Origin of the sequence: Streptomyces pratensis, from assembly GCF_037137275.1 — a bacterium.
In the GTDB taxonomy this organism is placed as follows: Bacteria; Actinomycetota; Actinomycetes; order Streptomycetales; family Streptomycetaceae; genus Streptomyces; species Streptomyces pratensis_B.
Genome location: NZ_JBBBEN010000062.1, coordinates 84,185 through 107,458, shown reverse-complemented (window position 1 = coordinate 107,458; position 23,274 = coordinate 84,185). Strand labels below are relative to the sequence as shown.

The 23,274-nt window shown below is 72.3% G+C and carries 19 protein-coding genes; 12 read left to right on the top strand and 7 right to left on the bottom strand.

The window, feature by feature from the left end; translation table 11 throughout:
- Positions 1-17 precede the first annotated feature (17 nt).
- The 4 genes from V9U70_RS04930 to V9U70_RS04915 are packed head-to-tail and all read left to right on the top strand — an operon-like array spanning position 18 to position 3,450.
- Positions 18-656: a hypothetical protein gene (locus tag V9U70_RS04930; RefSeq protein WP_419723932.1), complete on the top strand. Its 639-nt coding sequence runs from the start codon at positions 18-20 to the stop codon at positions 654-656.
- Positions 657-715: 59 nt separating this feature from the next.
- The gene (locus V9U70_RS04925; RefSeq protein ID WP_336673202.1) at positions 716-1,243 is read left to right on the top strand and encodes a nuclear transport factor 2 family protein; all 528 of its coding nucleotides are present in this window, start codon (positions 716-718) and stop codon (positions 1,241-1,243) included.
- Positions 1,244-1,286: 43 nt separating this feature from the next.
- On the top strand, positions 1,287-2,063 hold the full coding sequence (locus tag V9U70_RS04920; RefSeq protein ID WP_336673201.1) for a hypothetical protein: 777 nt from the start codon (positions 1,287-1,289) through the stop codon (positions 2,061-2,063).
- 58 nt (positions 2,064-2,121) lie between these two features.
- Positions 2,122-3,450: a lytic transglycosylase domain-containing protein gene (locus V9U70_RS04915; protein ID WP_336673200.1), complete on the top strand. Its 1,329-nt coding sequence runs from the start codon at positions 2,122-2,124 to the stop codon at positions 3,448-3,450.
- 160 nt (positions 3,451-3,610) lie between these two features.
- Here the strand turns inward: V9U70_RS04915 and V9U70_RS04910 are convergent, their stop codons facing one another.
- The gene (locus V9U70_RS04910) at positions 3,611-4,672 is read right to left on the bottom strand and encodes an ATP-dependent DNA ligase (RefSeq protein WP_336673199.1); all 1,062 of its coding nucleotides are present in this window, start codon (positions 4,670-4,672) and stop codon (positions 3,611-3,613) included.
- 76 nt (positions 4,673-4,748) lie between these two features.
- Here V9U70_RS04910 and ligD point away from each other — a divergent pair, with 76 nt between their 5' ends.
- Together ligD and V9U70_RS04900 are read left to right on the top strand one after the other, a co-directional pair.
- Positions 4,749-5,771, top strand: coding sequence for a non-homologous end-joining DNA ligase (gene ligD / locus V9U70_RS04905; RefSeq protein ID WP_336673198.1), 1,023 nt, complete (start codon positions 4,749-4,751; stop codon positions 5,769-5,771).
- Complete coding sequence (locus V9U70_RS04900; protein ID WP_336673197.1) at positions 5,768-6,871, top strand: ABC-2 transporter permease; 1,104 nt, start codon at positions 5,768-5,770, stop codon at positions 6,869-6,871. Before ligD ends, V9U70_RS04900 begins: the two co-directional genes overlap by 4 nt.
- Before the next feature lie 18 nt (positions 6,872-6,889).
- Here the strand turns inward: V9U70_RS04900 and V9U70_RS04895 are convergent, their stop codons facing one another.
- Positions 6,890-9,121, bottom strand: coding sequence for an OmpL47-type beta-barrel domain-containing protein (locus V9U70_RS04895; protein ID WP_336673196.1), 2,232 nt, complete (start codon positions 9,119-9,121; stop codon positions 6,890-6,892).
- On the bottom strand, positions 9,118-11,619 hold the full coding sequence (locus tag V9U70_RS04890) for a ThuA domain-containing protein (RefSeq protein ID WP_336673195.1): 2,502 nt from the start codon (positions 11,617-11,619) through the stop codon (positions 9,118-9,120). Before V9U70_RS04890 ends, V9U70_RS04895 begins: the two co-directional genes overlap by 4 nt.
- Before the next feature lie 270 nt (positions 11,620-11,889).
- Here V9U70_RS04890 and V9U70_RS04885 point away from each other — a divergent pair, with 270 nt between their 5' ends.
- The 3 genes from V9U70_RS04885 (at position 11,890) to V9U70_RS04875 (ending at position 14,322) form a co-directional block, all read left to right on the top strand.
- Positions 11,890-12,918 (top strand): multicopper oxidase domain-containing protein, encoded by a 1,029-nt coding sequence (locus V9U70_RS04885; protein WP_336673194.1) that lies wholly within the window; start codon positions 11,890-11,892, stop codon positions 12,916-12,918.
- A 273-nt stretch (positions 12,919-13,191) separates the two neighbouring features.
- Complete coding sequence (locus tag V9U70_RS04880) at positions 13,192-13,986, top strand: VOC family protein (protein ID WP_336673193.1); 795 nt, start codon at positions 13,192-13,194, stop codon at positions 13,984-13,986.
- Positions 13,987-14,067: 81 nt separating this feature from the next.
- Positions 14,068-14,322 carry a WhiB family transcriptional regulator gene (locus tag V9U70_RS04875; RefSeq protein WP_336673192.1) on the top strand — a complete coding sequence of 85 codons (255 nt, stop codon included), beginning with the start codon at positions 14,068-14,070 and terminating at the stop codon, positions 14,320-14,322.
- Positions 14,323-14,640: 318 nt separating this feature from the next.
- Here V9U70_RS04875 and V9U70_RS04870 read toward each other — a convergent pair whose 3' ends face one another.
- Positions 14,641-15,615 (bottom strand): acyl-ACP desaturase, encoded by a 975-nt coding sequence (locus V9U70_RS04870; protein ID WP_336673191.1) that lies wholly within the window; start codon positions 15,613-15,615, stop codon positions 14,641-14,643.
- A 586-nt stretch (positions 15,616-16,201) separates the two neighbouring features.
- Between V9U70_RS04870 and V9U70_RS04865 the strand changes: the two genes are divergently transcribed.
- Entirely contained in the window at positions 16,202-17,278 is a 1,077-nt protein-coding gene (locus V9U70_RS04865) for a polyprenyl synthetase family protein (RefSeq protein WP_336673190.1), read from the top strand.
- Between the two features lie 83 nt (positions 17,279-17,361).
- On the top strand, positions 17,362-18,435 hold the full coding sequence (locus V9U70_RS04860) for a polyprenyl synthetase family protein (RefSeq protein ID WP_336673189.1): 1,074 nt from the start codon (positions 17,362-17,364) through the stop codon (positions 18,433-18,435).
- Here V9U70_RS04860 and V9U70_RS04855 read toward each other — a convergent pair.
- Both V9U70_RS04855 and V9U70_RS04850 read right to left on the bottom strand, forming a co-directional pair.
- A complete protein-coding gene (locus V9U70_RS04855; protein ID WP_336673188.1) occupies positions 18,386-19,762 on the bottom strand; it encodes a wax ester/triacylglycerol synthase domain-containing protein in 1,377 nt (458 codons plus the stop codon). The two genes, V9U70_RS04860 and V9U70_RS04855, sit on opposite strands and share 50 nt — an antisense overlap.
- On the bottom strand, positions 19,759-20,505 hold the full coding sequence (locus V9U70_RS04850; RefSeq protein WP_336673187.1) for an ATP-binding cassette domain-containing protein: 747 nt from the start codon (positions 20,503-20,505) through the stop codon (positions 19,759-19,761). Before V9U70_RS04850 ends, V9U70_RS04855 begins: the two co-directional genes overlap by 4 nt.
- A gap of 366 nt (positions 20,506-20,871) precedes the next feature.
- Here V9U70_RS04850 and uppS point away from each other — a divergent pair, with 366 nt between their 5' ends.
- Positions 20,872-22,515 (top strand): polyprenyl diphosphate synthase, encoded by a 1,644-nt coding sequence (gene uppS / locus V9U70_RS04845; RefSeq protein WP_336673186.1) that lies wholly within the window; start codon positions 20,872-20,874, stop codon positions 22,513-22,515.
- Positions 22,516-22,535: 20 nt separating this feature from the next.
- On the opposite strand, the gene V9U70_RS04840 is transcribed toward uppS, so the two are convergent.
- Positions 22,536-23,177, bottom strand: a complete 642-nt coding sequence (locus V9U70_RS04840; protein ID WP_336673185.1) for a hypothetical protein — start codon at positions 23,175-23,177, stop codon at positions 22,536-22,538.
- Positions 23,178-23,274 lie beyond the last annotated feature (97 nt).

Sequence of the window (23,274 nt, the reverse complement as noted above, 5' to 3'; positions counted from 1 at the left end):
GGGAAGGGGCGGTCACGGTGGACGGCACGAGCGCGGAAGCGGACACCGGCACGAGGGAGGACAGGGCCGAGGAGGATCGCGCCGAACCCGCCGTCACCGGCCCGCGACCGCCCGAGAGCTTGGACGCAGAGGCCGCGGCGGAGCCCCGGAGCAGGCCCCGGCGCCTGCCCCGCGTGGCCGGCGCGCTCCTGACGGTCGTCCTCCTGGCCGCGGGCGGCGTTCTGTACGCCGAGGGCCGCCAGTTGCGCGACACCCCGGCCACGGCCAACCTGGCGCTCACCGACGCGGAGGCGACCGCCCGGGTGACGGGCGACGTCAGCAACGCGCTCGGCAGGATCTTCTCGTACGGCCCCGGCACCACCGCCGGCGCCAAGAAGGCGGCAGAGGACGTCCTGGCGGGCCAGGCGCTCAAGCAGTACGCGGCGCTGTACGGGCAGGTCGAGCGGCAGTCGGCCGATCAGAGGCTGACGCTCACCACCCAGGCCGTGCGGGCGGGCGTGACCCGGCTGACGGCCACCAGCGCCCACCTCCTGGTCTTCCTCGACCAGGTGTACGAGCGTCGGGGTCGGGCCGCCACGACAGCCTCCGCGCAACTCGACGTGACGGCGGAACTGCGCGAAGGGCGCTGGCGGATCGTCGAGATCGGCTCCCCATGACGGCGGCCCGGCCGCGACGAAGCACCGGTCCGGTTCGGCAGGCAGGAGAGAGGCAGCTCATGGCACGTACAGGGACGAGGAACCCGCTGGTGATCGCGGCTCTGGCACTGACCGTCGGCGCGGCCGGGGCGGCGGGTTGGGGCGGCTGGCAGCGCTACGAGGCCGCGCACGACGAAGCGGCCTCCTTCGCGCAGACCCGCGACGACGCGCTGGCGGCGGGCGAACAGGCGGTGCAGAACATGAACACCCTGGACCACCGTGCGCTGGAGGAAGGGCTGGACAGCTGGGAACAGTCCACCACCGGTGACCTGCGTCGGCAACTCGTGGAAGGACGCGACGCGTTCGCGCGGCAGATCGCCGAGGCGAAAACGGTCAGCACCGCGACGGTACTGGCCGGCGCGGTGACGGAGTTGGACCAACGCTCGGGCAGGGCCGGGGTGATGGTGGCGCTCCGGGTCACCGTGAAGGCGCCGAAGGGCGAACCGGCCGTGAAGGAGAGCCGGTTGCTCGGCAGCCTCACCAAGACCTCGGAGGGGTGGAAACTCAGCGCCCTGGGCCAGGCGCCCGTCGGCAGCACGGCCGGCTGACCCCGCACCCGCCCACGCCCCACGCCCCGGAGAGGACCCGCCCATGTCCACGACCCGCCACCTCGTCAACCGCCGCCGCCGACTGGCCACGGCCGCCCCCTCCCGTACGCCGGCGGACTCCACCGGCCCGCGGGAGCTGGAGACGGAGCCGCGCCGGACGCCGGCCGACGTGGACCCCGGAGCCGACGCCGCTCCCCGTGCCGCCGACGACGGCGGAGCAGGAGCCGGCGCCGAGCGGGAACCGGACGCCGGTCCGCCTGCGGACGGCCCCGGAGAGAAGAGCCGGCCCGCACGCCGCCCCGGCCGCCTCCGCGTCCCCCTGCCCGCCGTGCTGAGCGTCCTCACCGTCCTCTTCGGAGCCTTCGCCATCTGGGCGTTCGCCTCGGCCGGCGACCTCCGCGACGAGCCGGCCCGGCAGAACACCGCCCTCACCGACATCGGCCGCACCAGTGAGGTGAAGGGCCGGATCAGCGAGGCGGTCGGCGCGGTGTTCTCGTACGACTACGCCGAGACCGCGCGCTCCGAGAGCGCGGCGAGCACCTATCTGACCGGCCGGGCCGTGGAGCAGCACAGGGAGATGCTCGCCGACGTACGGGAACAGGCGCCGAGCCAGAAGCTCGTTCTGACCACGACCGTCACCGAGAGCGCCGTGGAGTTCCTCGACGGCGACCGGGCCCGGCTTCTGATCTTCGCCGACCAGAGCAACACCCGTACCGGCAAGGACGAGGAGACGACCTACGCGGCGGCCATGTTCGCCGTGGACGCCGTGCACCGCGAGGGCGCCTGGCTGATCGCCGGCATCGACACGTTCACCCGGTGAGTCCGAAGCCCCGGACCGCGGGAGAGGACCCCGGACGACGGGGGAGAGGGGAGCCCATATGAGCTTCAACCGAACGGTGCGCCGCCGGCTCACCGCCACGGCGACGGCGGTCGCCGCGATGGCCGCGCTCACCGGGTCCCAGGCGCCGGGCTTCGCGGGGCTCGCGAGCCGCGCGGATAACGCGGCGGCCTCGGACGACGTGGTGTGGACCGAGGTGCCGGGCGACGACGTCTACCACACCGAGTTACCACCGCTGCGGAGCCCCGAACCGCTCAGGGCTCCGAAAGCGGGGGCCGGGCCAGCCCCGGCCGCGCGGCACAGCTCTGTCGCGGCCCGCGCCCGCTCGGAGGCGGGCATCCCGGCCACCGTGCTCGCCGCCTACCGCAAGGCAGAGAGCGCGGTGCGCCGCAGCGACCCCGGCTGCCGGCTGCCGTGGCAGCTCCTCGCGGCGATCGGCAAGGTCGAGTCGGGCCAGGCGTCCGGCGGCCGGGTCGACGCGCGCGGGACGACGCTCACCCCGATCCTCGGCCCCGCGCTCGACGGCCGGGGCTTCGCCCTGATCCGGGACACCGACGACGGGGCGTACGACGGCGACCGCGCCTACGACCGGGCCGTCGGGCCGATGCAGTTCATCCCCTCGACCTGGGCCCTCTGGGGCGCGGACGGCAACGGCGACGGCCGCCGGGACCCCGGCAACATCTACGACGCGGCGCTCGCCGCCGGGCACTACCTCTGCGCCGGGCCCCGCGACCTGACGCGCCGGGCCGACCTGGACCGGGCGGTCCTCAGCTACAACCGTTCCGACACCTATCTGCGGACGGTGCTGTCCTGGCTGGCGTTCTACCGCGGGGGCAGCCACCCGGTGGCGGACGGCTCGGGCCCTGTCCCCAGCACACCCGGCCCCGGCGGCCGGACCCCGCCCAGGGCTCCGGTCGGCGGCCCGGGGGCCCCGGCCGGGCCGGGCAAGGGCGACGGAGGCGTCGTCATAGGGCCACAGCCCACCCGCCCGCCGAACCCGACGCCGACCGAGCCCGGCCCCACCGAGCCCGGCCCCACCGAGCCCGGCTCGCCGAGCCCCACCCCCGGCCCGACGGACCCGGGGCCCACGGAGCCGGGGCCCACGGACCCGGGCCCGAGCCCCAGCCCCGACCCCGACCCCACGGACCCCGGACCCACGCAGCCGGGCCCGAGCCCCAGTCCCGACCCGCTGCCCACCGAGTCCGACCCCGCCGAGCCCGCCCCGGCCCCCACCCCTGACCCGACCGGGACCACCGCGTCCCCGGCTCCCGGCCCCGGCCCGGACTGCCCCGCGCCGCCCGCGTCCGGCGGCGTGGAGGCGGCGGACGATGACTGCGCCACGCCGCCGGGCGCCGCGGTCCACGCCTAAGGGCTGTCCCGTAGTCCCTGGCGGGCGCGCGACGACAGCTACGGCACCTCGCCGCGTTGTCGGAACGCCCGAATACATCCAGTATGCGGACGTCCCTCCGCCTTGCGATGCACCGCATCTGACGCCGCACGCTGATCCACCAGGGACTACGGGACAGCCCTTAGCCCCCTGACAACACCTCCGCCAGGTCGTAGGAGACGACCTCCTCCAACTGTGCGTACGTACAGCTCGCGGGGGACCGGTCCGGACGCCACCGCCGGAACTGCGTGGTGTGCCGGAACCGGTCCCCTTCCATGTGGTCGTACGCCACCTCGCAGACCCGCTCCGGCCGCAGCGGCACCCAGGACTGGTCCTTCTTGCCCGACCAGCGGTTCTGAGCGCCCGGCAGCCGGGCGCTCTCGTGTGCCGCCGCTTGCGTCCACGCCGCCCACGGGTGGTCGGCGGGCCTTGTTCGCAGCGGGGCTAGTTCCTCGGCGAGCTGGGTGCGCCGCTTCATCGAGAAGGCCGCGCAGACTCCGACGTGCTGGAGCGTTCCTGCGGAGTCGTACAGGCCCAGCAGCAGAGAGCCGACGACCGGGCCGCTCTTGTGCTCGCGGTAGCCCGCCACCACGCAGTCGGCGGTCCGCTCGTGCTTGATCTTGTACATCACCCGGGTGTCTGGGCGGTAGGGGAGATCGAGCGGCTTGGCCACGACCCCGTCCAGCCCCGCGCCCTCGTACCGTTCGAACCACTGGCGGGCGACCTCCACGTCCGTGGTGGACGGGGCGAGGGCCACGGGCGGAAGCGCCCCGGACAGCGCCGCCTCCAGCACGGCCCGCCGTTCGGACTGCCGGGTGGAGAGCAGGGAGGTGTCGTCGACGGCGAGGACGTCGAAGGCGATCAGGCTCGCCGGAGACCGCTCGGCCAGCATCCGCACCCGGGAGTCCGCCGGATGAATCCGCTCACTGAGCCGGTCGAAGTCGAGCCGTCCCTCGTGGGCGACGACGATCTCCCCGTCGATCACGCACCGCGGCGGGAGATTGTCCCGCACAGCGGTGACCAGATCGGGGAAGTAGCGGGTCAGCGGCTTGCCGGTACGGCTGCCGATGACCACCTCGTCGCCGTCCCGGTGCACGATCGCACGGAATCCGTCCCACTTCGCCTCGTACTGCATACCCGGCGGAATCGCGGACACCGATCGGGCGAGCATCGGCTTCACGGGCGGCATCACCGGCAGGTCCATGCCCCGATACTGGCCCGCCCCTGCGGCGATGTCTCCCGATATGCGCCATAAGTGCGATCGGCCTACGGTGACCGACATGGGAGCAGCGGTGGAACTGGACGCGGGCGGACGGGCCGTGAGGCTGTCCCATCCGGACAAGGTGTACTTCCCTGAGAAGGGCTACACCAAGAGAGACGTGGCCGAGTACTTCCTGGCCGTGGGGGAGGGGATCACCCGAGCCCTGGACCGGCGGCCGACCACGCTCCAGCGCTTCGTCGACGGCGTCGAAGGCGACTTCTTCTACCAGAAACGCGCCCCCAAGAACCTCCCGGAGTGGATTGCCACCGCCCGCATCACCTATCCCAGCGGCCGCCACGCCGACGAGCTCTGCCCCACCGAGCTCGCCGCAGTGCTCTGGGCCGCCAATCTCGGCACGCTCACCTTCCACCCCTGGCCGGTCCGGGCCCAGGACACCGACCACCCGGACGAGCTGCGCATCGACCTCGACCCGCAGCCCGGCACCGACTACGCCGACGCGGTCACCGCCGCCCACGAGCTGCGCTCGGTCCTGGAGGACCACGGAGTGCGCGGCTGGCCCAAGACCTCCGGCGGCCGAGGGATGCACGTCTTCGTCCCCATCGAGCCCGTGTGGACCTTCACCGGCGTGCGGCGCGCCGCCATCGCCGCCGGCCGCGAACTGGAACGCCGGATGCCCGGACGAGTGACGACCGCCTGGTGGAAGGAGGAGCGCGGCGAGCGGATCTTCGTCGACTACAACCAGACCGCCCGCGACCGCACGATCGCCTCCGCCTACTCCGTGCGCCCCTTCCCGCACGCTCCGGTCTCCGCACCGCTGCGCTGGGAGGAGATCGACGACGCGGAACCGCGCGACTTCGACATCCGGACGCTCCCGGCGCGCTACGCCGAACTCGGCGACGTCCACGCGGACATGGGCCGAGAGGCGTACCGGCTCGACGCGCTGCTGGAGCTGGCGGACCGGGACGAGCGGGAACACGGACTCGGTGACCTGCCCTACCCGCCGGAGTATCCGAAGATGCCCGGCGAACCGAAGCGGGTGCAGCCCAGCCGCGCCCGGCACGACGACGGCGAGGCTCCGTGAGCCGGGCGGCGCGCGGGAGCACGGGGCCCGGTGGCGGTGAGAAACGCGGAGGGCACGGGGCCCACGGCCGCTCCCCGGCCCTCCGTGAGCACTGGGAGGCGTACAAGCACTCGCCGTTCCTGCCCGCCACCGTCCTGGTGCTCATCATCGCCGCCGCGGCCGGTCTCTTCGCCGGCTCCTACACCTACGCCATGGCCAACCCCACCCCCCACCGGATTCCCGCGGCCGTGGTCACCCAGCCGGAGACGGAGAGCCGTGAGGACTTCGTCGCGGGGATGGAGAAGGCGCTCGACGCCTCCCTCCAACTGCGCTCCTACCCAGACGTCGCGGCCGCCCGCCGCGCTCTGGACGAACAGAAGGTCTTCGCCGTCCTGCGCCCGTCCGACGACGGGATGGCCCTCGACGTGGCCGGCGCCTCGGGAGCCTCCGTGGCCGAGCTGCTGGGCCGGGCGGGGGCCCAGGTGGGCGACGCCACGGGGGTGCCGGTGACGGTCAGGGACGTCAAACCGCTCCAGGACGGCGACCCCCGCGGGCTCGCCCTGTTCTACATCTCACTGGCCGCCGTGATCATGGGCTTCCTCGGCGCGATCCAGCTGAGCGTGCACGCCCACGGCCTCAATCCGGCGGAACGCATCGCGTTCACCGCCGTGTACGCCCTGCTCGGCGGTTTCGCCATCGCCGCGGCCGTGGACTGGTGGCTCGGGGCCGTCGACCTGCCCTTCGTCCAGTCCTGGCTGATCCTGGCGTTCACGATGTTCACCTCCGGCATGGTCTTCACCATGTTCAACACCCTGATGGGCCGCTGGGCGATGATCCCCACCTGGGGCGTCATGGTGCTGCTCGGCAACCCCTCGTCCGGCGGCGCGGTGTCCTGGCCCCTGCTGCCCTCCGCCCTCGGGCACATCGGCCGCTGGCTGCCGCCGGGCGCCGCCGTCAACGCGCAGCACACCGCCGTCTACTACCAGGGCCACCAGTTCCTGTTCCCGTATCTGGTCCTCACCGCCTGGGCGCTCGTCTCCTGCACGGTGTTCTGGGTGTGGCGCCACCGGCACCCCGGTGGCCGCGACCGCACGCCGGAGCATGCGGCCGCGGCCACGTGAGGAAGCGGGGCCCGGGGGCTACAGCTCCTGGACGCGGATGTCCCGGTAGGAGATGACGTCCGAGACGCCGTGCACCTGGAGCCCGATGTGCCCGGAGGCGAACCGCCGGCCGTCGGTGCCCGGGTCGTCGCCCCGCGGCGGCTCGAAGAGCTGACCGCGGGTGTTGTCGAACTCGTTGACCAGGACACCGTTGCGGTAGACCTCGTAGTGCTGGTCCACCACCCGGATCTCGTAGTCGTTCCAGGTCCCCTTGGGCGTGACCCCGGCGCCGCCGAGGCCCACCCGGTCGAAGCCGTACACCGAACCCGTCTTGTACATGTCGCCGTCCGGCCGGTCGTTCACCTGGATCTCATGGCCGTACTTGATGGCGACCCACTCGGGCCGCGGCTCCTCCGGATGGTCGTGGACCTTCGGGAAGCGGACGAAGACCCCGCCGTTCGCGTTTCCCGTGCCCGGGGCGTCGTCCCGCCACTGGAGCTTCAGCGAGAAGTCCTCGTAGGCGCGGGCCGGGAACCAGAGCATGCCCATGCCGTCCACCGCAGTGGAGCTGGTGATCGCGCCCTCCTCCTCGTCCAGCTCGAACGCGCCGCCGCCCACGTGGCTCCACTTGGCGAGCGAGGCGGCCGTGCCGTCGAACAGCTTGGTGTACCCCTCCGACCGGCCCGGCATCCCGATGCCCGACTGCTTGGCGGCCCGGACGACGGCCCGGCGCTCGCGCGTGTCGATGACGCCGTCGCTCCGCAGCCTGTCGACGACCTCCGTCACGTGCTTGAGGAACAGCGCGTGCGAGGACCAGTCCTTCTCGTCCTCGATCAGCTCGTTGATCGTGCAGCGGTTGCGTGTGATCCGGTTGGGCACGCCCGTGTCGACGGTGCCGACGATGACGGTGTGCCGCTCGTCGAACTCCGCGCAGTTCGGGGCGGGCACGCCGCCGCCCTGCGCGACGGTGAACGACACCCGGCGCGCCTGTGACGTGTTGCCCGCCTTGTCCGTGGCCCGGTGGGCCACCGCGTGGTGACCGACCCGGTCGACCATGACGGGGCTCGTGTAGGCGAGGTAGGGACCGCCGTCGAGGGAGTACTCGATCATGTCGACGCCCGAGTCGTCGTCCGTCGCGGTGAGGGTCACCTCGGCGCTGGTGATGAACGCCCCGTCGGAGTTCTTGTCGCCCTCCAGCTTCACCGAGGTCTCCGGGGCTGTCTTGTCCCGCGACGGCGGCTCCACCACGGTGAAGTCGACGGCCTTCTCGTCCGCGACGTTGCCCGACCGGTCCTCCGCCCGGTAACGGACCCGGTGCTCGCCCGTGTCGTGGACCATCACCGGCGCGGTGTAGGGCTGCCAGTCGCCGTCCGCCCCGAGGGCGTACTCGATGGCGTTGACGCCGGAGCCCGTGTCGGACGCGGTCACGGTGACCGTCGCCATCCCCAGGTACGCGCCGTCCGCGTCCCGTTCGCCCGAGACGGTCGCCGAGGTCTCCGGCGGCGTCTCGTCGTCCGTCGGCGGCGCGGCGACCGTGAAGTGCACGGACTTCTCCGCCGCCGCGTTGCCCGCCCGGTCGGTGGCCCGGTAGCGGACCGTGTGGTCGCCGACCCCGTTCACCACGACGGGCGTGGCGTAGGGCTGCCAGTCGCCGTCCGCCCCGAGGGCGTACTCGACGGTGTCGACGCCGGAGCCCTCGTCGGTCGCCGCCACGGTGACCGTGGCCTGCCCGATGTACGCGCCGTCGCCGTTCCGGTCGCCGTCGACCTCCGCCGAGGTCGCGGGGGCGTCGGTGTCCTCGCCGCCGCCCTCGGTGACGGTCAGGACGCCCTGCATCCGGCCGTGGCCGGGGATCGTGCAGTGGTAGAAGTAGCGGCCGGGCGTCAGCGTGACCTCCACGCTGTGCCTGCCGCCCTCGGCGTCGCCCGGGTTGGCCAGGATGTTCAGCTGGACGTCGTCGTTGAACTCCGGGTCGGAGACGCCGAACGTCAGCGTGTGCGGCATGCTCGTCGTGTTGCCGGTCGCCGTGCTGTTCTCGAAGACGATGGTCGCCCGCCCCGCCACCGCCGTCTGCGGCGCGGTCAGATAGCGGTCGATCGGATCACCCGCGGTCCACGTCAGCACCTGCTCCGCGGCCGCCGGCCGGCCGCCCTCCCGGCCGTACGCGGCGGTCGAGGTCAGCCCGAGAACCATCAGGAGCGAGCCCAGCAGGGCCGTCCAGAAGCTGAGCGGACGATGCCGCCGTCGTGCGGGGGACAGGGGGTGTCTCACTGCGCTGCCGCCTTGTCTACGAGGTCCTCGGCGGCCGGGGTCGCCCCGCCACCCTTGTACGTCACGCGCCACAGCGCCGACTTGGAGTCGGAGGTGAAGAAGCCGCGTCCGTAGTCGAGGACGTACAGCGAGCCGTCCGGCGCGAACTTCCAGTCCATCAGGTTGCGGACCCCGTCGGGCCCGACCGGAATGATCCTTCTCAACGACTCGGCGTGGGTGGGCAGTCCGCCCTTGCCCGCCGTCCTCGGGTCGGTGATCACCGCGTGCCGGGGCTGAGCGCCGTCGTAGAAGTCGCCGACGAACCACTTGCCGTCCCAGTAGGCGGGCCACTTGACGGCGGACCCGCTCTCGGCGTCGTAGCGGTAGACCGGGCCGTTCATCGTGGCCTGCCCCCCGCCCTTGAGCCAGGGCAGCAACTCCCGCTGCTCCTCGGTCCGGTAGCTCGGCACCCCGTCGGCGTCGCGCGGGTAGTCGACCCCGCCGCCCTGGGGTGAGTACCAGATGGTGTTCGGGGTCACCGGAGGCAGCTTGACCAGACCGTCGTTGTGCGGCGACTCGTTCCTCGGGGCGTCGCAGTCGTACCAGCCCAGGGGCTTGGACGGGTCGGGCAGATTGCGGTCCCGGTAGGGCTGGTTGTTGCCCATGCAGTACGGCCAGCCGTGGTTGCCGGCCTCGGTGATCGCGGCGAACGTGTCGTACTTCGCCGGCCCCCACGTGGTGCTCGGCTCACCGGCGTCCGGGCCGACCCAGCCCGCGTACAGCGTGTCGGTCGCGGGGTCGACCGAGATCCGGGCCGGGTTGCGCACGCCCATCACATAGATCTCGCCGCGGGTCTTCCCGCCGCCCTCGTCCGGCTCCCGCCCGGTGAAGAGGTTGCCCTCGGGCAGTGTGTAGGCGCCGTCGTCCTCAGGGTGGATGCGCAGGATCTTGCCGTTGAGGTCGTTGGTGTTGCCCGCGGTGCGCCGGGCGTCGGCGAAGGCGACGCCCTTGTAGGTCGGCTCCGGGTTGTTTCCGGAGTAACCACCGCTGAAGCCGGAGGAGTTGTTGTCACCCGTCGCGATGTACAGGTTCTCCTTCGAGTCCCATGCCATGCCGCCGCCCGCATGGCAGCAACTGTGGATCTGCACGGGCCAGTCGAGCAGCACCCGCTCGGAGGAGAGGTCCAGTCTGTTCGCCGCCGAGTCGAACCGGAAGCGCGAGACCTGGCGGGTGGCCATGCGCTTGACCCGGTCGATCTTCGCGTGCGGGGTGTAGTGGAGGTACACCCACCCGTTGGAGCCGAAGTCCGGGTCCAGCTCGATGCCGAGCAGCCCCTCCTCGACCTTGACCAGTTCGTCGCCGCCGCCCTTGTTGCCGAAGACGTCCAGCGCGCCCGCGAGCGTGACCTGCCCGGTCTTCGGGTCGTAGACGTGGACCTCGCCCCTGCCCTTGCCGATGTCGGGGTCGTTCCAGTCGACGACGACCGGGCTGGAGCTGTCGGCACCGCCGCGCCCGATGTAGAAGACGCGCCCGTCCGGTGCGGTGACCAGGCCGTGCGGTTCCCCGATCTGGTCGTTTAGGCCCGGCTGGTTGGGCCGGGTGAGCCGCTCGGCCGTGTAGTTGGCGTCGATGGTCGCCTTGCAGTCGGCCTGCGAGGTCCGGTTGGTCCAGGCGAGTGCGCCGCGCAGGTGGTCGCGGAAGTCGGTCTCCGCGAAGCTGTTCGCCGTGCCGCCCATGGCCGTGTAGAAGGACCGGCCGCCGTCGTAGTCGCGGCACCAGGAGACCGGGTGGTCCCAGCCGTTGCCGCCGGCCCCCGGATCGTACGTCGACTCCCTCACCCGCGCCACGGTGTGCACGTCACCGGAGGGGTTCTCCACCCAGTTCAGCCACGTGTCGGGACGCTTCCACTCCAGCGGCAGGTTCTTGGTGGCCGGGTGCACCCGGTCCCCGATCTCCACGGTCGCCCGCTGCACGGCAGCCGGGCTGTCCGCCTTCGGGCGTGCTCCCACCAGTCCGGTGAACCAGTCCGAGTACGGCTCCGTGCGCGCCGCGTCATGGATGCCGAGGAAGCCGCCTCCCGCCTCCATGTACGCCTCCAGGCCCGCCTCCTGCTCCGGGTCGAGGACGTCCCCGCCGCCGGTGAGGAAGACGACCGCGTGGAACGATCCGAGCCGCTTGCCGTTGGTGAAGACGCCGGCGTCGGCGGTGGCCACCGTGGTGAAGCGCCCGGCCTCCGGGCCGGTCAGCCCGATCCGCTCGATCGCCGCGATCCCGGCGTTCGTGTACGGCGCCTCTTCGCCCGCCGAGGCGTGGAAGACCAACACCTTGACCTTTCCGGCGGCGCCCGGAGGGGTGGGCAGGGACAACGTTGTCGCCATCCTCGCCACCAGCTCCGGACTCGGTGATGTGCTCACGCCGGCGGCGTTGCCGCTCAGCAGGGATACGGTCAGCGCGCCGGCCGCCACGACCGCCGCGAGGCCGCGTCGTGTTCTGGACCGGCGATGCGGTGCACGCTGCATGTGGTCACCCACCCCTCTGAGATCGCTTGCACCTGTCGGTGACGGTCGCTTGCTCACTCTTCGTCACTGCCTGTTCGTATACTGCGACAGCGCACGAAGCTAGACCTCTTTTCGCGGTCCGCCAAGCCTCGTGGCGGCAATCGCACGAACTTTGTCCTGGATGTGGATAAACGGCGGCGCCCCCGCTACGGTGTGGCCCGTCCCGGGGTTCCGTGGGCCCCTCCGTCTCCGAACAGCCGCCAGTTTCCGGTACGCAGTGGGGAGTTCGACATGGACCGAAGGACCTTCAGCCGGCGGATGCTGGCCGGTGGCGCGGCTGCGGCGGCAACGGGCGTGACATCGTTGTCGCTCGGCGCGGCCGCAGCGACCTCCGCCGAGCTCCCGCCGCGCACCGCCCCGGCCGGCGGCGTGGTGCGCCACCTGAGGATGTACGCGGAGAAGCTGCCGGACGGACAGCTCGGCTACGGCTTCGAGAGGGGCAAGGCCTCGATCCCCGGTCCGCTCATCGAGATCAACGAGGGCGACACCCTGCACATCGAATTCGAGAACCTCACCGACGTCGACGCCAGCCTCCACGTCCACGGCGTCGACTACGACATCGCCAGCGACGGCACCCGGTTGAACAGGAGCCATGTTGGGCCCGGCGGCACCCGCACGTACACCTGGCGCACCCACGCCCCGGGCCGTCGCAAGGACGGCACCTGGGAGCCGGGAAGCGCGGGCTACTGGCACTACCACGACCACGTCGTCGGCACGGACCACGGCACGGGCGGCATCCGCAGGGGGCTCTACGGTCCGGTCGTCGTGCGCCGTCAGGGCGACATCCTGCCCGACAGAACACTCACGATCGTCTTCAACGACATGACGATCAACAACAGGGCCGGTCACGAAGGGCCCGACTTCGAGGCCACGGTGGGCGACCGGCTCGAAATCGTGGTGATCACTCACGGTGAGTACTACCACACGTTCCATATCCACGGTCACCGCTGGGCGGACAACCGGACCGGCCTGCTGACCGGCCCCGACGACCCCAGCCGGGTGATCGACAACAAGATCTGCGGGCCCGCGGACTCCTTCGGCTTCCAGTTCATCGCCGGTGAGCGCGCGGGTGCGGGGGCGTGGATGTACCACTGCCATGTGCAGAGCCACTCCGACATGGGCATGGCGGGGCTGCTGCTGGTCAGGAAGCCGGACGGGACCATCCCCGGCCACGAACCCCACCACGCGTCGGGCGGGGCCGAGAAGGGCGGCGCGAAGGGCGAGCCCGGCGGCGAGGAAGCGGCCGAGCACCGGCACTGACCGCGACGGCGACGGCGCGGGCCGGGGCACGGCGGCCCCCGGCGCGCCGCTCCGCCCCGGCGTCCGACCCCGGCCCGTAGACGGCGCCCACGCTGAAGGGTGTGGCAGGAGCGGCCGCCGTCGGGAACGCGTGGACGGCCGGGCGGGCGGGAGCGGCCCCGCCGGCCCCGCGTGGACTGCGGTGGTCGGCGTCCGGTGCGAGACTCGACAGGAGGGGGAGACCACGGCACCGCCGCGCGAGCCGCGCCACCCGCACCGATGGAGGAGCACGCGATGACCAGCCCCGCCTTTCCCGACGGAGCGCCCAACTGGGTGGATCTCGGCACGCCCGATCTCGGCGGGGCCGCCGCCTTCTACAAGGGCCTGTTCGGGTGGGACCTGGTCCCCGGCGGCCCCGAGGTCGGGGGGTACGGGATGTTCACCCTGGGCGGCCGGTACACCGGCGGGGTGATGACGGTGGCAGAGGACGGGTCCCCGAGCGCCTGGTCGGTCTCCTTCCGCTCGCCCGACGTCGCCGCCACCGCCGATGCGGTCGCACGGGCGGGCGGGAGCGCCGCGTTCGAGCCGATGGACGTCCTCGACTTCGGCAGCATGGGCGGCTTCACGGACCCGGCCGGGGCGTATTTCGGCGTGTGGCAACCGAAGGGGCACACCGGCTTCGGCGTCGTCCAGGAGCCGGGGTCGTTCCTCTGGGCCGAGCTGTACACCCCGGACGTCCCTGCGGCGGCCGCCTTCTTCCGCAGCGTCTTCGGCTGGCAGACCGAGGAGCTGAAGGTGGAGGGCACCGACTACGCCTACACCACCGTCCACCCGGCGGGAGCCGGCCCCGAGGCGGCGTTCGGAGGCCTTGTGCGGATGGGCGACGTCCCCTCCGAAGCCGCCCGCGGGCCGCACTGGCTGCCGTATTTCGACGTGGCCGACGTCGGCGCCACCGTGGCCGAGGCCAAGCGCCTCGGAGGCTCGGAGACGCTGGCGGCGATGGAGGTGCCCGGTGTCGGGACGATGGCCAACGTCGCCGACCCGTACGGAGCGGTCTTCGCGGTGATCAAGCCCCGGCCGATGGGATGACCGCCGTCGAGACGCCCCGCCGCGGTGCGGATTGATGAGACGTTGACCGGTCGTTTATCGCGGCCGGGCACGGTGGGTCGCATGCTGATCAACACCGTGACCGACGACGCGCTCGGCTGGCAGGAGTCCGCGCTGTGCGCGCAGGCCGGGCCGGAGTTCTTCTTTCCGGCCCCGGGCAGCTCCACACGCGAGGCCAAGCAGTTGTGCAACGCCTGCGAGGGGCGGCTGGCATGTCTGGAGTACGCACTCGCCAACGACGAGCGGTTCGGCGTCTGGGGCGGCCTCTCCGAGAAGGAGCGCGAGCGGCTGCGCAGAAGGACCTACGACCGGGGCTGAACGGCGGCGTGCGCCCCGGCGTCCTCCCGCCACGTCGAGCGTGCGCACCGGAGGCCCGCAACGCCGCCGTACGGAGGGCGAGTCGAGGTCGCAGGAGCGGGCCGCGTCTCCGCGGGCGCCGGCCCTGACGCGGGCGCCGGCGCCGGGAGCCTGTACCGCGGAGGTCTCGGCGGTGCCGCGCATCACACACGGCCACACCCGCGTCGGCCGTCGTCCTCGCCGAGCCCGCCGCCGGGACCGTCCGCGCCGACGCCCGGGCGCCCGTCGGCTGACGGGCCGGGCCACGGGCGGCGGCGAGCGGCGGACGGCGACTCCGGATCAGGCCCGGCCGCGCGCCACCATCCTGGCCTTGCGGGCGGCGAGCTTCTCGTCGAACTTCGACGCCTCGCTGTCCAGCCCGCTCATGTACAGGCCCAGTTCCTCCTGCGCCTTCAGGCCCTCCGGGCCGAGCCCGTCGATGTCCATCACCTTCAGATACCGCAGCACGGGCTGGATCACGTCGTCGTGGTGGATGCGCATGTTGTAGATCTCGCCGATCGCCATCTGCGCGGCGGCCCGCTCGAACCCGGGCATGCCGTGACCGGGCATCCGGAAGTCGACGACGACATCGCGCACGGCCTGCATCGTCAGGTCCGGGGCCAGCTCGAAGGAAGCGCCCAGGAGATTGCGGTAGAAGACCATGTGCAGGTTCTCGTCGGTGGCGATCCGGGCCAGCATCCGGTCGCACACCGGATCGCCGGACTGGTGGCCGGTGTTGCGGTGCGACACGCGGGTGGCCAGCTCCTGGAACGCGACATAGGCGACGGAGTGCAGCATCGAGTGCCGGTTGTCCGACTCGAAGCCCTCCGCCATGTGCGTCATGCGGAACTGCTCCAGCTTGTCCGGGTCCACGGCGCGCGAGGTGAGGAGGTAGTCGCGCATCACGATGCCGTGGCGCCCCTCCTCGGCCGTCCAGCGGTGCACCCAGGTGCCCCACGCGCCGTCGCGGCCGAAGAGCGAGGCGATCTCGTGGTGGTAGCTGGGGAGGTTGTCCTCGGTCAGCAGGTTCACCACGAGGGCGATCTTGCCGATGTCGGTGACCTTGGACTGGTCGGACGACCAGGCCTCGCCGTCCTCGAAGACGCCGGGGAAGTTGCGTCCGTCGGAGAACGGGACGTACTCGTGCGGCATCCAGTCCTTGGCGACCTTGAGATGGCGGTTGAGTTCTTTCTCCACCACCTCTTCCAGCGCGTACAACAGTTGGGCGTCGGTCCACGCCTTCGAACTGCCGAGGTGGGGAGAGGTGATCGTCACGGGGAGCTCCTGGGGACGGGAGAATTACCTACGGCTTCGTAGGTTACGTGACCGTAGGTTAAGGCGGCCGTAAGGGCAAAGCCAAGCCGGCTCCCGAAGACGCCCGACTACCCACGGTCATCCGCCCTGACGGGGGCGTTCGCAGGAGGGCGCGGGGGGCTGATCGAGCCCTTCCTTCACCGATCCGGAGCCTGTCACTCCCGGCTCGGCCCCGGACGCGCCCCGGGCTCAGCTCTCGCCCTCCTCCTGCCCCGTATCCCGGCGCGGATACCGGGCCGTGGTCGACGCGGCCCCCGTGGCACAGGAGCGCGCGTGCCGGCCGACGGCGACGGGACCGGGAGCGTTCGCAGTCCATGGGCGGGGTGGGGCGGGCTCCCGCCTGGTGGGCCGGCGTATCCCCCCGCAGGCCAGCAAGCGTGTTCTTCGGCGGGCCGGGTCGTTGGGCCGGTCATGCAGATCAAACGGGTGACGTGGCCCGACGGCGGCTCTCGCTCTCATCAGCGCCGCGCTCCGGGCCGCGGCCACGACGACTCCGTCGCTCCGGACGCCCTGGGCGGGGTCCCGGCCGGCGGGGAGCGGTGAACCGGTGACCTCGAGTGTGGTCGACGCGGAAGCGGTCGACCTGCGTGCGGTGCGAGAGCGGGTCGATGCGGCCCTTGAGGACTTCCTGACGGAGAAGGCCCGGGCAGCGGCCTGCCGGGGGTACCCGCCGGAGGTGGTGCAGACCCTTCGCGACTTCCTGGCGGCGGGCGGCAAGCGCATCCGGGCACTGCTGTGCGTGGTGGGCTGGCATGCCGCCGGCGGTCACGGGGACGCGGCGCAGGCGGTGCGGGTGGCGGCGTCGTTGGAGCTGTTCGTGGCCTTCGCCCTCATCCACGACGACATCATGGACGACTCGGCCAGCCGCCGCGGCCGGCCCGCGGTCCACCGCGTGGTGAGCGCCCGGCTCGGTGAGGGGGCGCGGGCCGAGCGGCTTGGCGCGGGGGGCGCGCTGCTGGTGGGCAACCTCGCGCTGGTGTGGGCGCAGGAGTTGCTGCACACCGCCCGGTTGGAGCCGGGGCGGGAGGGGTCGGTGCACGGGTGGTACGACGCGATGCTGGAGGAGGTGATGTACGGGCAGTACCTCGACGTCATGGGGACCGGTCGGGGCGCTGACGACGTCGAGGCGGCCTTGCGGATCGTCCGTCACAAGACCGCTGCCGCGACGATCGAGCGGCCGCTTCAGCTGGGGGCCGCCGTGGCCGGGGCCGGTGGAGCGGTGATGGACGCCTTCACCAGGCTGGGCCTGCCCCTGGGAGAGGCGTTCCAGCTGCGGGATGACCTGCTGGACGTCTTCGGCAGCCCGGACGGCGTCGGCGCGCCGGGGCTGAGCGACCTGCGCGAGGGGAAGCGGACCGTTCTGCTGGCGCTGGGACTGCGCATGGCCGACCCGGTCCAGCGGGAACGGCTCGGGCGCCTGGTGGGCCGTGCCGACCTGCAGGAGCGCGAAGCGGCGGAGATCCGGGGCATTCTGCGGGCGACGGGGGCGCGGAAGGAGACCGAGCGGATGATCGCCTCCCGGTACACGCACGTGCTGAGCGTCCTGGACGAAGCCGGCTTCCCGCCGGCCGCGGACCGCGCTCTGCGTGGTCTGGCGGCCAGGGCCACCCAGTACACCTCCTGACCCCGGCCGTGGACCCCGGGTACCGGCCGTTATCGTCACACCCCTACCTGATGTCACCCGATTCACGAGCAGGAGCATGTGTCATGAGCCAGCAGCGGTTCCTCGAGCGCGTCAGCGGATACGAGCGTTGGTTCACCACACTGTTCGAGGAGTACTTCGCCACGTTGAGCACCCAGTTCGATGCGCCGTCGTTCAGCCGGTTCGCCCCGGAGTGCCTCGACCTGCTGCGTGAGCTGTCCTTGCGGGGCGGGAAGCGGATGCGGGTCGCGCTGCTGCGGGAAGCGACGCGCCTGGTGACGGACGGGCCCGTCGAGGGCCTGGACGCCGCCGCGTTGAGCATCGAACTGCTGCAGACCCACGGCCTGGTGCACGACGACCTCATCGACGACAGCCCCGTCCGCCGCGGGGGCCCGTCCACCTACTACGCCTACCGCCGGCGGTTTCCCGACCGCCCGCAGGCGGCCCTGGGGCTGACGGTGCTCGCGGGCGACCTCGCCCTGGCCCTGTCGCTGCGGGTCCTGCTGGACGCGAAGATGCCCGCCGGGATGCGGCAGTCCATGGTCGAGGTGCAGACACGGGCGGCGGCCGACACGTTCGTGGGGCAGATCATCGACCTGGAACGCGACTTCGCCACCGCGCCGGACGAGGAGGTCCTGCACTGCGTGGCCGACTACAAGTCCGCCCGCTACTCGATCCTCGCCCCCCTTCAGCTCGGTCTGCTGGCCGCGGGCGAACAGCCGCAGCTCTTCGAGAGGGAGCTGCGCGAGTACGCGCGGCTGGTGGGGATCTGCGGGCAGATGCGCGACGACTACCTGGACCTGTTCGGGGACGCGGGCACCATGGGCAAACCGGTCGGCACCGACCTGCGTGACGGCAGGCACACCTACACCCTCCGCGCCCTCCTCGCGGCCGTCGACGACGCCGAGCGGCGCGTGGTGGACACCGCGCTGGGCGATCCCGCCTGCACGCCCGGGACGATCGCCGCCGTCCGGGAGATCGGCGAACGCCGCGGCGTGGCGGACCGCATGCGGGCGGACATGCGGACTTACGCGAAGCAGGCGTCCGCGGTGGCCGCCGAGTGGCGTCCGCGGTGGCGGGAGGAGGCCGTCAGCTTCTTCGAGCGGTTGCCGCTGTGGAGCGTCGAGCGAGCCGGATGACCAGCGATCGCACCACCGACCTGCCCTGCCCGGCCGGTGGGGGGTCACGGTCCGCGGTACGCGTGGCCCGGGCCGTAAGATCGGCAACGGCTTGGCGCCAGCGGTCGGGAAGGGTGTCGGCGCCGGGGAGGGCGGTGTCGATGCGGAAGCACACGCTGGTCGTGTCGCCGTAGGTCATCGCCACGACGGCGAGGGGCACGCCGGGAGGGCAGCAGATGATGGGGTCGATGCGCTGCACCGCCGCGTCACCGTAGTCCAGCCGCTGACGCATCACCAGGTTGGAGGCGCAGACGGTGAGCCGGCCCGGGGCCGTGCTCACGTCCACGAGACGCTGGAGCAGCCTTCGGGGGAGGCGGGTGATGGCGGCCCTCAGTACGGTCTTGTGTCCAGCGGCCTTCAGCCCACGGGTGAGACCTCGCGTCCGCGCCAGCCGCTCGCCGACCGTCATCGGAGAGCCGGGCAGGTCGATCCGTACCGGGTACACCCGGTTGCCGGGCACCGCGACTTCGTCGGGCGTGCGCAGGTTGACGGGTACCAGCACCGGCAGGGTCGGGCGGGCGGCGCGGGGCCAGAACTCCCGGGCCCAGTGGGCGACCGCGTGGGCCAGAGCGGTGAGGTAGACGTCGTTGGCGCTGGCCGCGCCGGCGCGTGCCGCGGCGCGCAGGCTGCCGGAGGGCACGTGGACCCACAGCAGATGACGCCGGCTGGACAGCGGATGCGCGGCGGACTGCCACAGACGGTGCCGGCCTGCGCCCCGCAGCAGGACCGCGGCGCTGTGCGCGACCTGGCGCGCACGGGGCCGGGCGGCCGAAGGGACGCCCCGGGCGAGCAGGGAGTGCTCCTGGCCTGGTGGCTGCGGCCCGAAGAGCGTTTCCAGGACCGTGGCGGTGTTGGCGCCGTTCTGGACGGCATGGTGGGTGAGGTACAGCAGCGCGAACCCGTCGGGCACGTGACCGTGCAGCAGGACGATGCGCCAGGCCGGGGCGTCCTCCGGCCACGCTTCTCGCACCAGGCGGCCCACTACTTCTCGGAGAACCTCCTGTCCGCCCCCGACCTGTCCGGACCGGACGTGCCAGGTCATCTCCGGGGTGGCGGCCTCCCACCGCGCGGTCGGCCCCTCGCCGGCCACGCGGTGCGTCAGACAGGGCAGCGTGTCGAGGCGAGCGGTGACGTGCTCGCGCAGGCCCGCGAGATCGGGCGGCGGACCGCTCAGGTGCAGCACCGCCCCGACCGTCATGTTCGCGTCCGGGTGGCGCGCCCTCTGTTCGGCCCTGAGCATGACGAGATCAGCAGGGCTCGGCCCGGGGAACTGGTCCATCCGTCTCATCCCAGCAGCGTGTAGAGGGGGGCGCCGACCGCCGCGCCGATCAGCGTTCCGGCGAGGACCTGGCCGGTGGTGTGGCAGCGCAGCCGGACACGGGACCAGCCGATCAGCATGATCACCGGGGCCGGCGCGAGCGCCCACGGGCCGAAGGCGGTCACGAGGATGGCGAGTGCCCCGGAGGCGACAGCGGAATGCACCGACACCTTCCAGAAGAACGTCACGGCCAGCAGGGCGAGGAGGACGGAGGCCATCGCCGTCACCAGCGCGGTCACCTCCGCGGGGGCGCCCCCCGCGTACAGCAGTGCGGTGGCGGTGAGGACGCAGGCCATCACCCCGGGGGCGGCCATGAGGCGGTCCTGTCTGCGCCGCATGCGCCGGTCGCCCCAGTACCGGCGGCTCTCACCGAAGTGAAGGACCAACGTCGGCCCCACCGCGGTGAACAACGCGGCGAACGCCCCCCAGCCCAGGCCGGCCCAGCTGTCGGCCCGCCAGCCCAGGAGCGGGGCCAGCACGAGCATCCAGTTCCGGGGCTCGCCGCCGTCGCTGAGCAGCCACGCCCAGCGTGCTTCACCGCGCGGCACGCGCGACAGCGTGCTCTTGCCGGCCCCGTTCTCACCGACGACGCCCACCAACTGGCCCGGACGCACCTCGAGCGTCCCCCGCAGGACAGGACGCCGCCGATAGCTCTTGTGCACATCCCGCACGTCCAACACCGGCCCGCCCGCACTCACCGCTCCACCCTCCACGCCCACCGCCTCCTTCCGCGCCGGCCTGTCACCGGGCCTCGCCTGACCGCATCCAGCCTCGACCTCATCGACCGCGCCCCCGGCGACGGGAGAGCCCACCTTGGCCCAGCCGTGCAACGACGACGACCGGGCGCAGGACACGACCCTAGAGACGGTCGCGGCCCCACGGGTCGCAGCGCGTGACGGCAACGTGCCGACCGCCCTGCCGCACCGGCACTGCTTCCCCGGCGTCACCAGCTGCGGGCCGGGGGCGCTCCCGCCCCTTCCTCGCCGACCACGTCACGTCGTCACACCCGGAACCGGGCGGTCGACGTGTCGTTAGGGACCAGGGAGGCTTCCTCCCTCAGGCCTATGGGGAGGTCGCGTATGGCGCGCGAGGAGACATGGTCCGGCTCGTCCGCTCTGCACGAGTCCTACGCACGATGCGAGGCGTTGGCCAGACAGCACCACATGCCGATGTGGCGGGCGACCGAACTCCTGCCCGCGCAGGTCCGCCCTCCCATGCACGCCATCACCGGCTTCGTCCTGCGGACCGACACCATCGCCGACAGAGGCGGAACCGCGGCAGAACGCGAGCGCCGCCTCGCCCGCTGGTGTGCCGCCGCCCGTGAGGGGCTCCGCTCGGGGAAGAGCGGGCATCCGGAACTGCGGGCGTTCGTGGACACGGTCGAGCGATGGGAGCTCGACCGCGGGGTGATCGAGGAGCTTCTGGGCACTCTGGAGGCCGACTGCGTCAGTCCGCCCTTCTTCGAGACGTTCCAGGACCACCGGCGGTATCTGAGGGGAACGGGGGGCGCGACCTTCGAGCTGTGGGGCCCGCTGCTGGGAGTGAGGGGGCCGGAGGCGCTGGCGATGCTCTCCCTGCTGGGCGAGGCGGCCCAGATGGCGGACACCTTCGAGGACCTGGCGGAGGACCTCGCCGCCGGCCGCTGCTATCTCCCGCGCGCCGATCTGCGGGCCCGGGGGCTGGAGGTGGGCGATCTCGTCCGCGGTGAACGCCCCGAGGCGCTGACGGAACTGGTGCGCGTGCAACTCGGCCGCTGGAACGTCCTGCTCGAACAGGCGGCTCCGGTGGCGGGGTCGGTGCGGCCCGAGTACCAGCCGTTCCTGCATCTGCTGGTCCTGGGCGTCCACCTGCAGTTCGACGAGGCCGCTCTGAGGCAGGCGCGGGTCTTCACGCAGGGTCTTCAGCCTCTGGTGTCCGCCGACGGGGACCCTCACCGCCCGGTATGGCCGCACCTGGGAGTCGACACGGTGCCGGGTCACGTCGCGGTCATCATGGACGGCAACCGGCGATGGGCCCGGGAACAGGGGCAGCCGGCCGTCCGGGGTCACCAGGCGGGCCAGTGGTCCGCTCTGCGCCTGGTCAACGCCGCGCTGCGGCTGGGGGTGCGGCACCTGACGCTCTACGCCTTCTCCACCGAGAACTGGGACCGTTCCCAGGACGAACGGGACACGTTGTTCGAGACCATGGGCGATGCGCTGGGCCGGGGCGCGGAGTGGCTGCACGACCTGGGGGTGCGGATGCGCTGGTGCGGGCGGCGCGACCGGATCGATCCGTCGCTGGCCTCCGCTCTGACCCTGGCGGAGAGCATGACGTCGAGCAACGAGAGGCTGTCACTGACCGTCTGCGTCGACTACGGAGGGCGCGAGGAACTGGTCGAGGCCGCCCGCGCGTTGGCCGCGGAGGCAGTCGCCGGGGCGATCCGGCCCGAGGCCGTCGGTCCGGCCGACCTGGAGCGGCACCTGTACGCGCCCGGCCTTCCGGATGTCGACTTGTTGATCCGCACCTCCGGTGAGCAGCGCATCAGCAACTTTTTGCCGTGGCATCTGGCCTATGCCGAGATGATCTTCGATCCGACCCCCTGGCCCCGCTTCGGCCTGGAACAGCTACGGGAGGCGATCACGGTCTACGCCGGCCGTCAGCGCCGCTTCGGAGGCACCCTCCCCGTCCCCGCCCGGCCGAGAGAACCGGCTGGAGACCTCCCGAGCCCGGGCCCGGGCTTCTGAACCCGGGCCCGGACCTCACCTCACGGCTTCGGCGGGGTGTACACGCCGGCGACGGTCACGTATCCCAGCACCGTGCCGTCGCTGAACGGGGACGCGCCGAACGTCGCGGCATACGCGTCGAGCAGCTCAGAGGTGGCGTACAGCGGCACCTCACTGAGCCTGACCTTGAGGGGCATCCCCACCGGAGCCTTGTCGGTGGTGAGCTTCCCGTCTTCCGCACCGCACCGCAGGGCGGGGCTGTGCTCGACGGTGACGCCGTTGACCCGGCACCTTCCCGAGGCCAGTGCGCCGTGCAACGCGCCCTCCAGCTCGGTTAGCCGTACGTTGCCCAGCTGTGTGCGCACCGAGACGCCCCCGTCGAGAGCACCCCTGCCCTCGGCCTTCGGGAGCTGCGTCAGTGAGGGGTCGCCGGCTCCGGACCGCACGGGAAACCGCACCGCCGGATCACCGGCGGACTCGACCAGCACGGCTGGGGCCTCGGCCTCGACCACCGCTCCCAGCCGGTCCAACTCGGCCTGGACCTGTTCGGTCCACCGGATCTCGACCCAGCCGTCGGCGACCGTGCCGTACTTCCGGTCCGCCGCGGACGCCGTCCCCGCGAACTGCGCCAGCAGGGGCGCGGCCAGAGCGGCGCCCAGAACGTTCCGTCGTGTCGCACTCATCGATGCGCACCATCCTTCCCCGGGCCGCAGGGCGCGACCCCGGAAGGAATTCTTCTGGCACCTCGCGGCCTGGTCGGCGAACAGCCCGTAAACCACC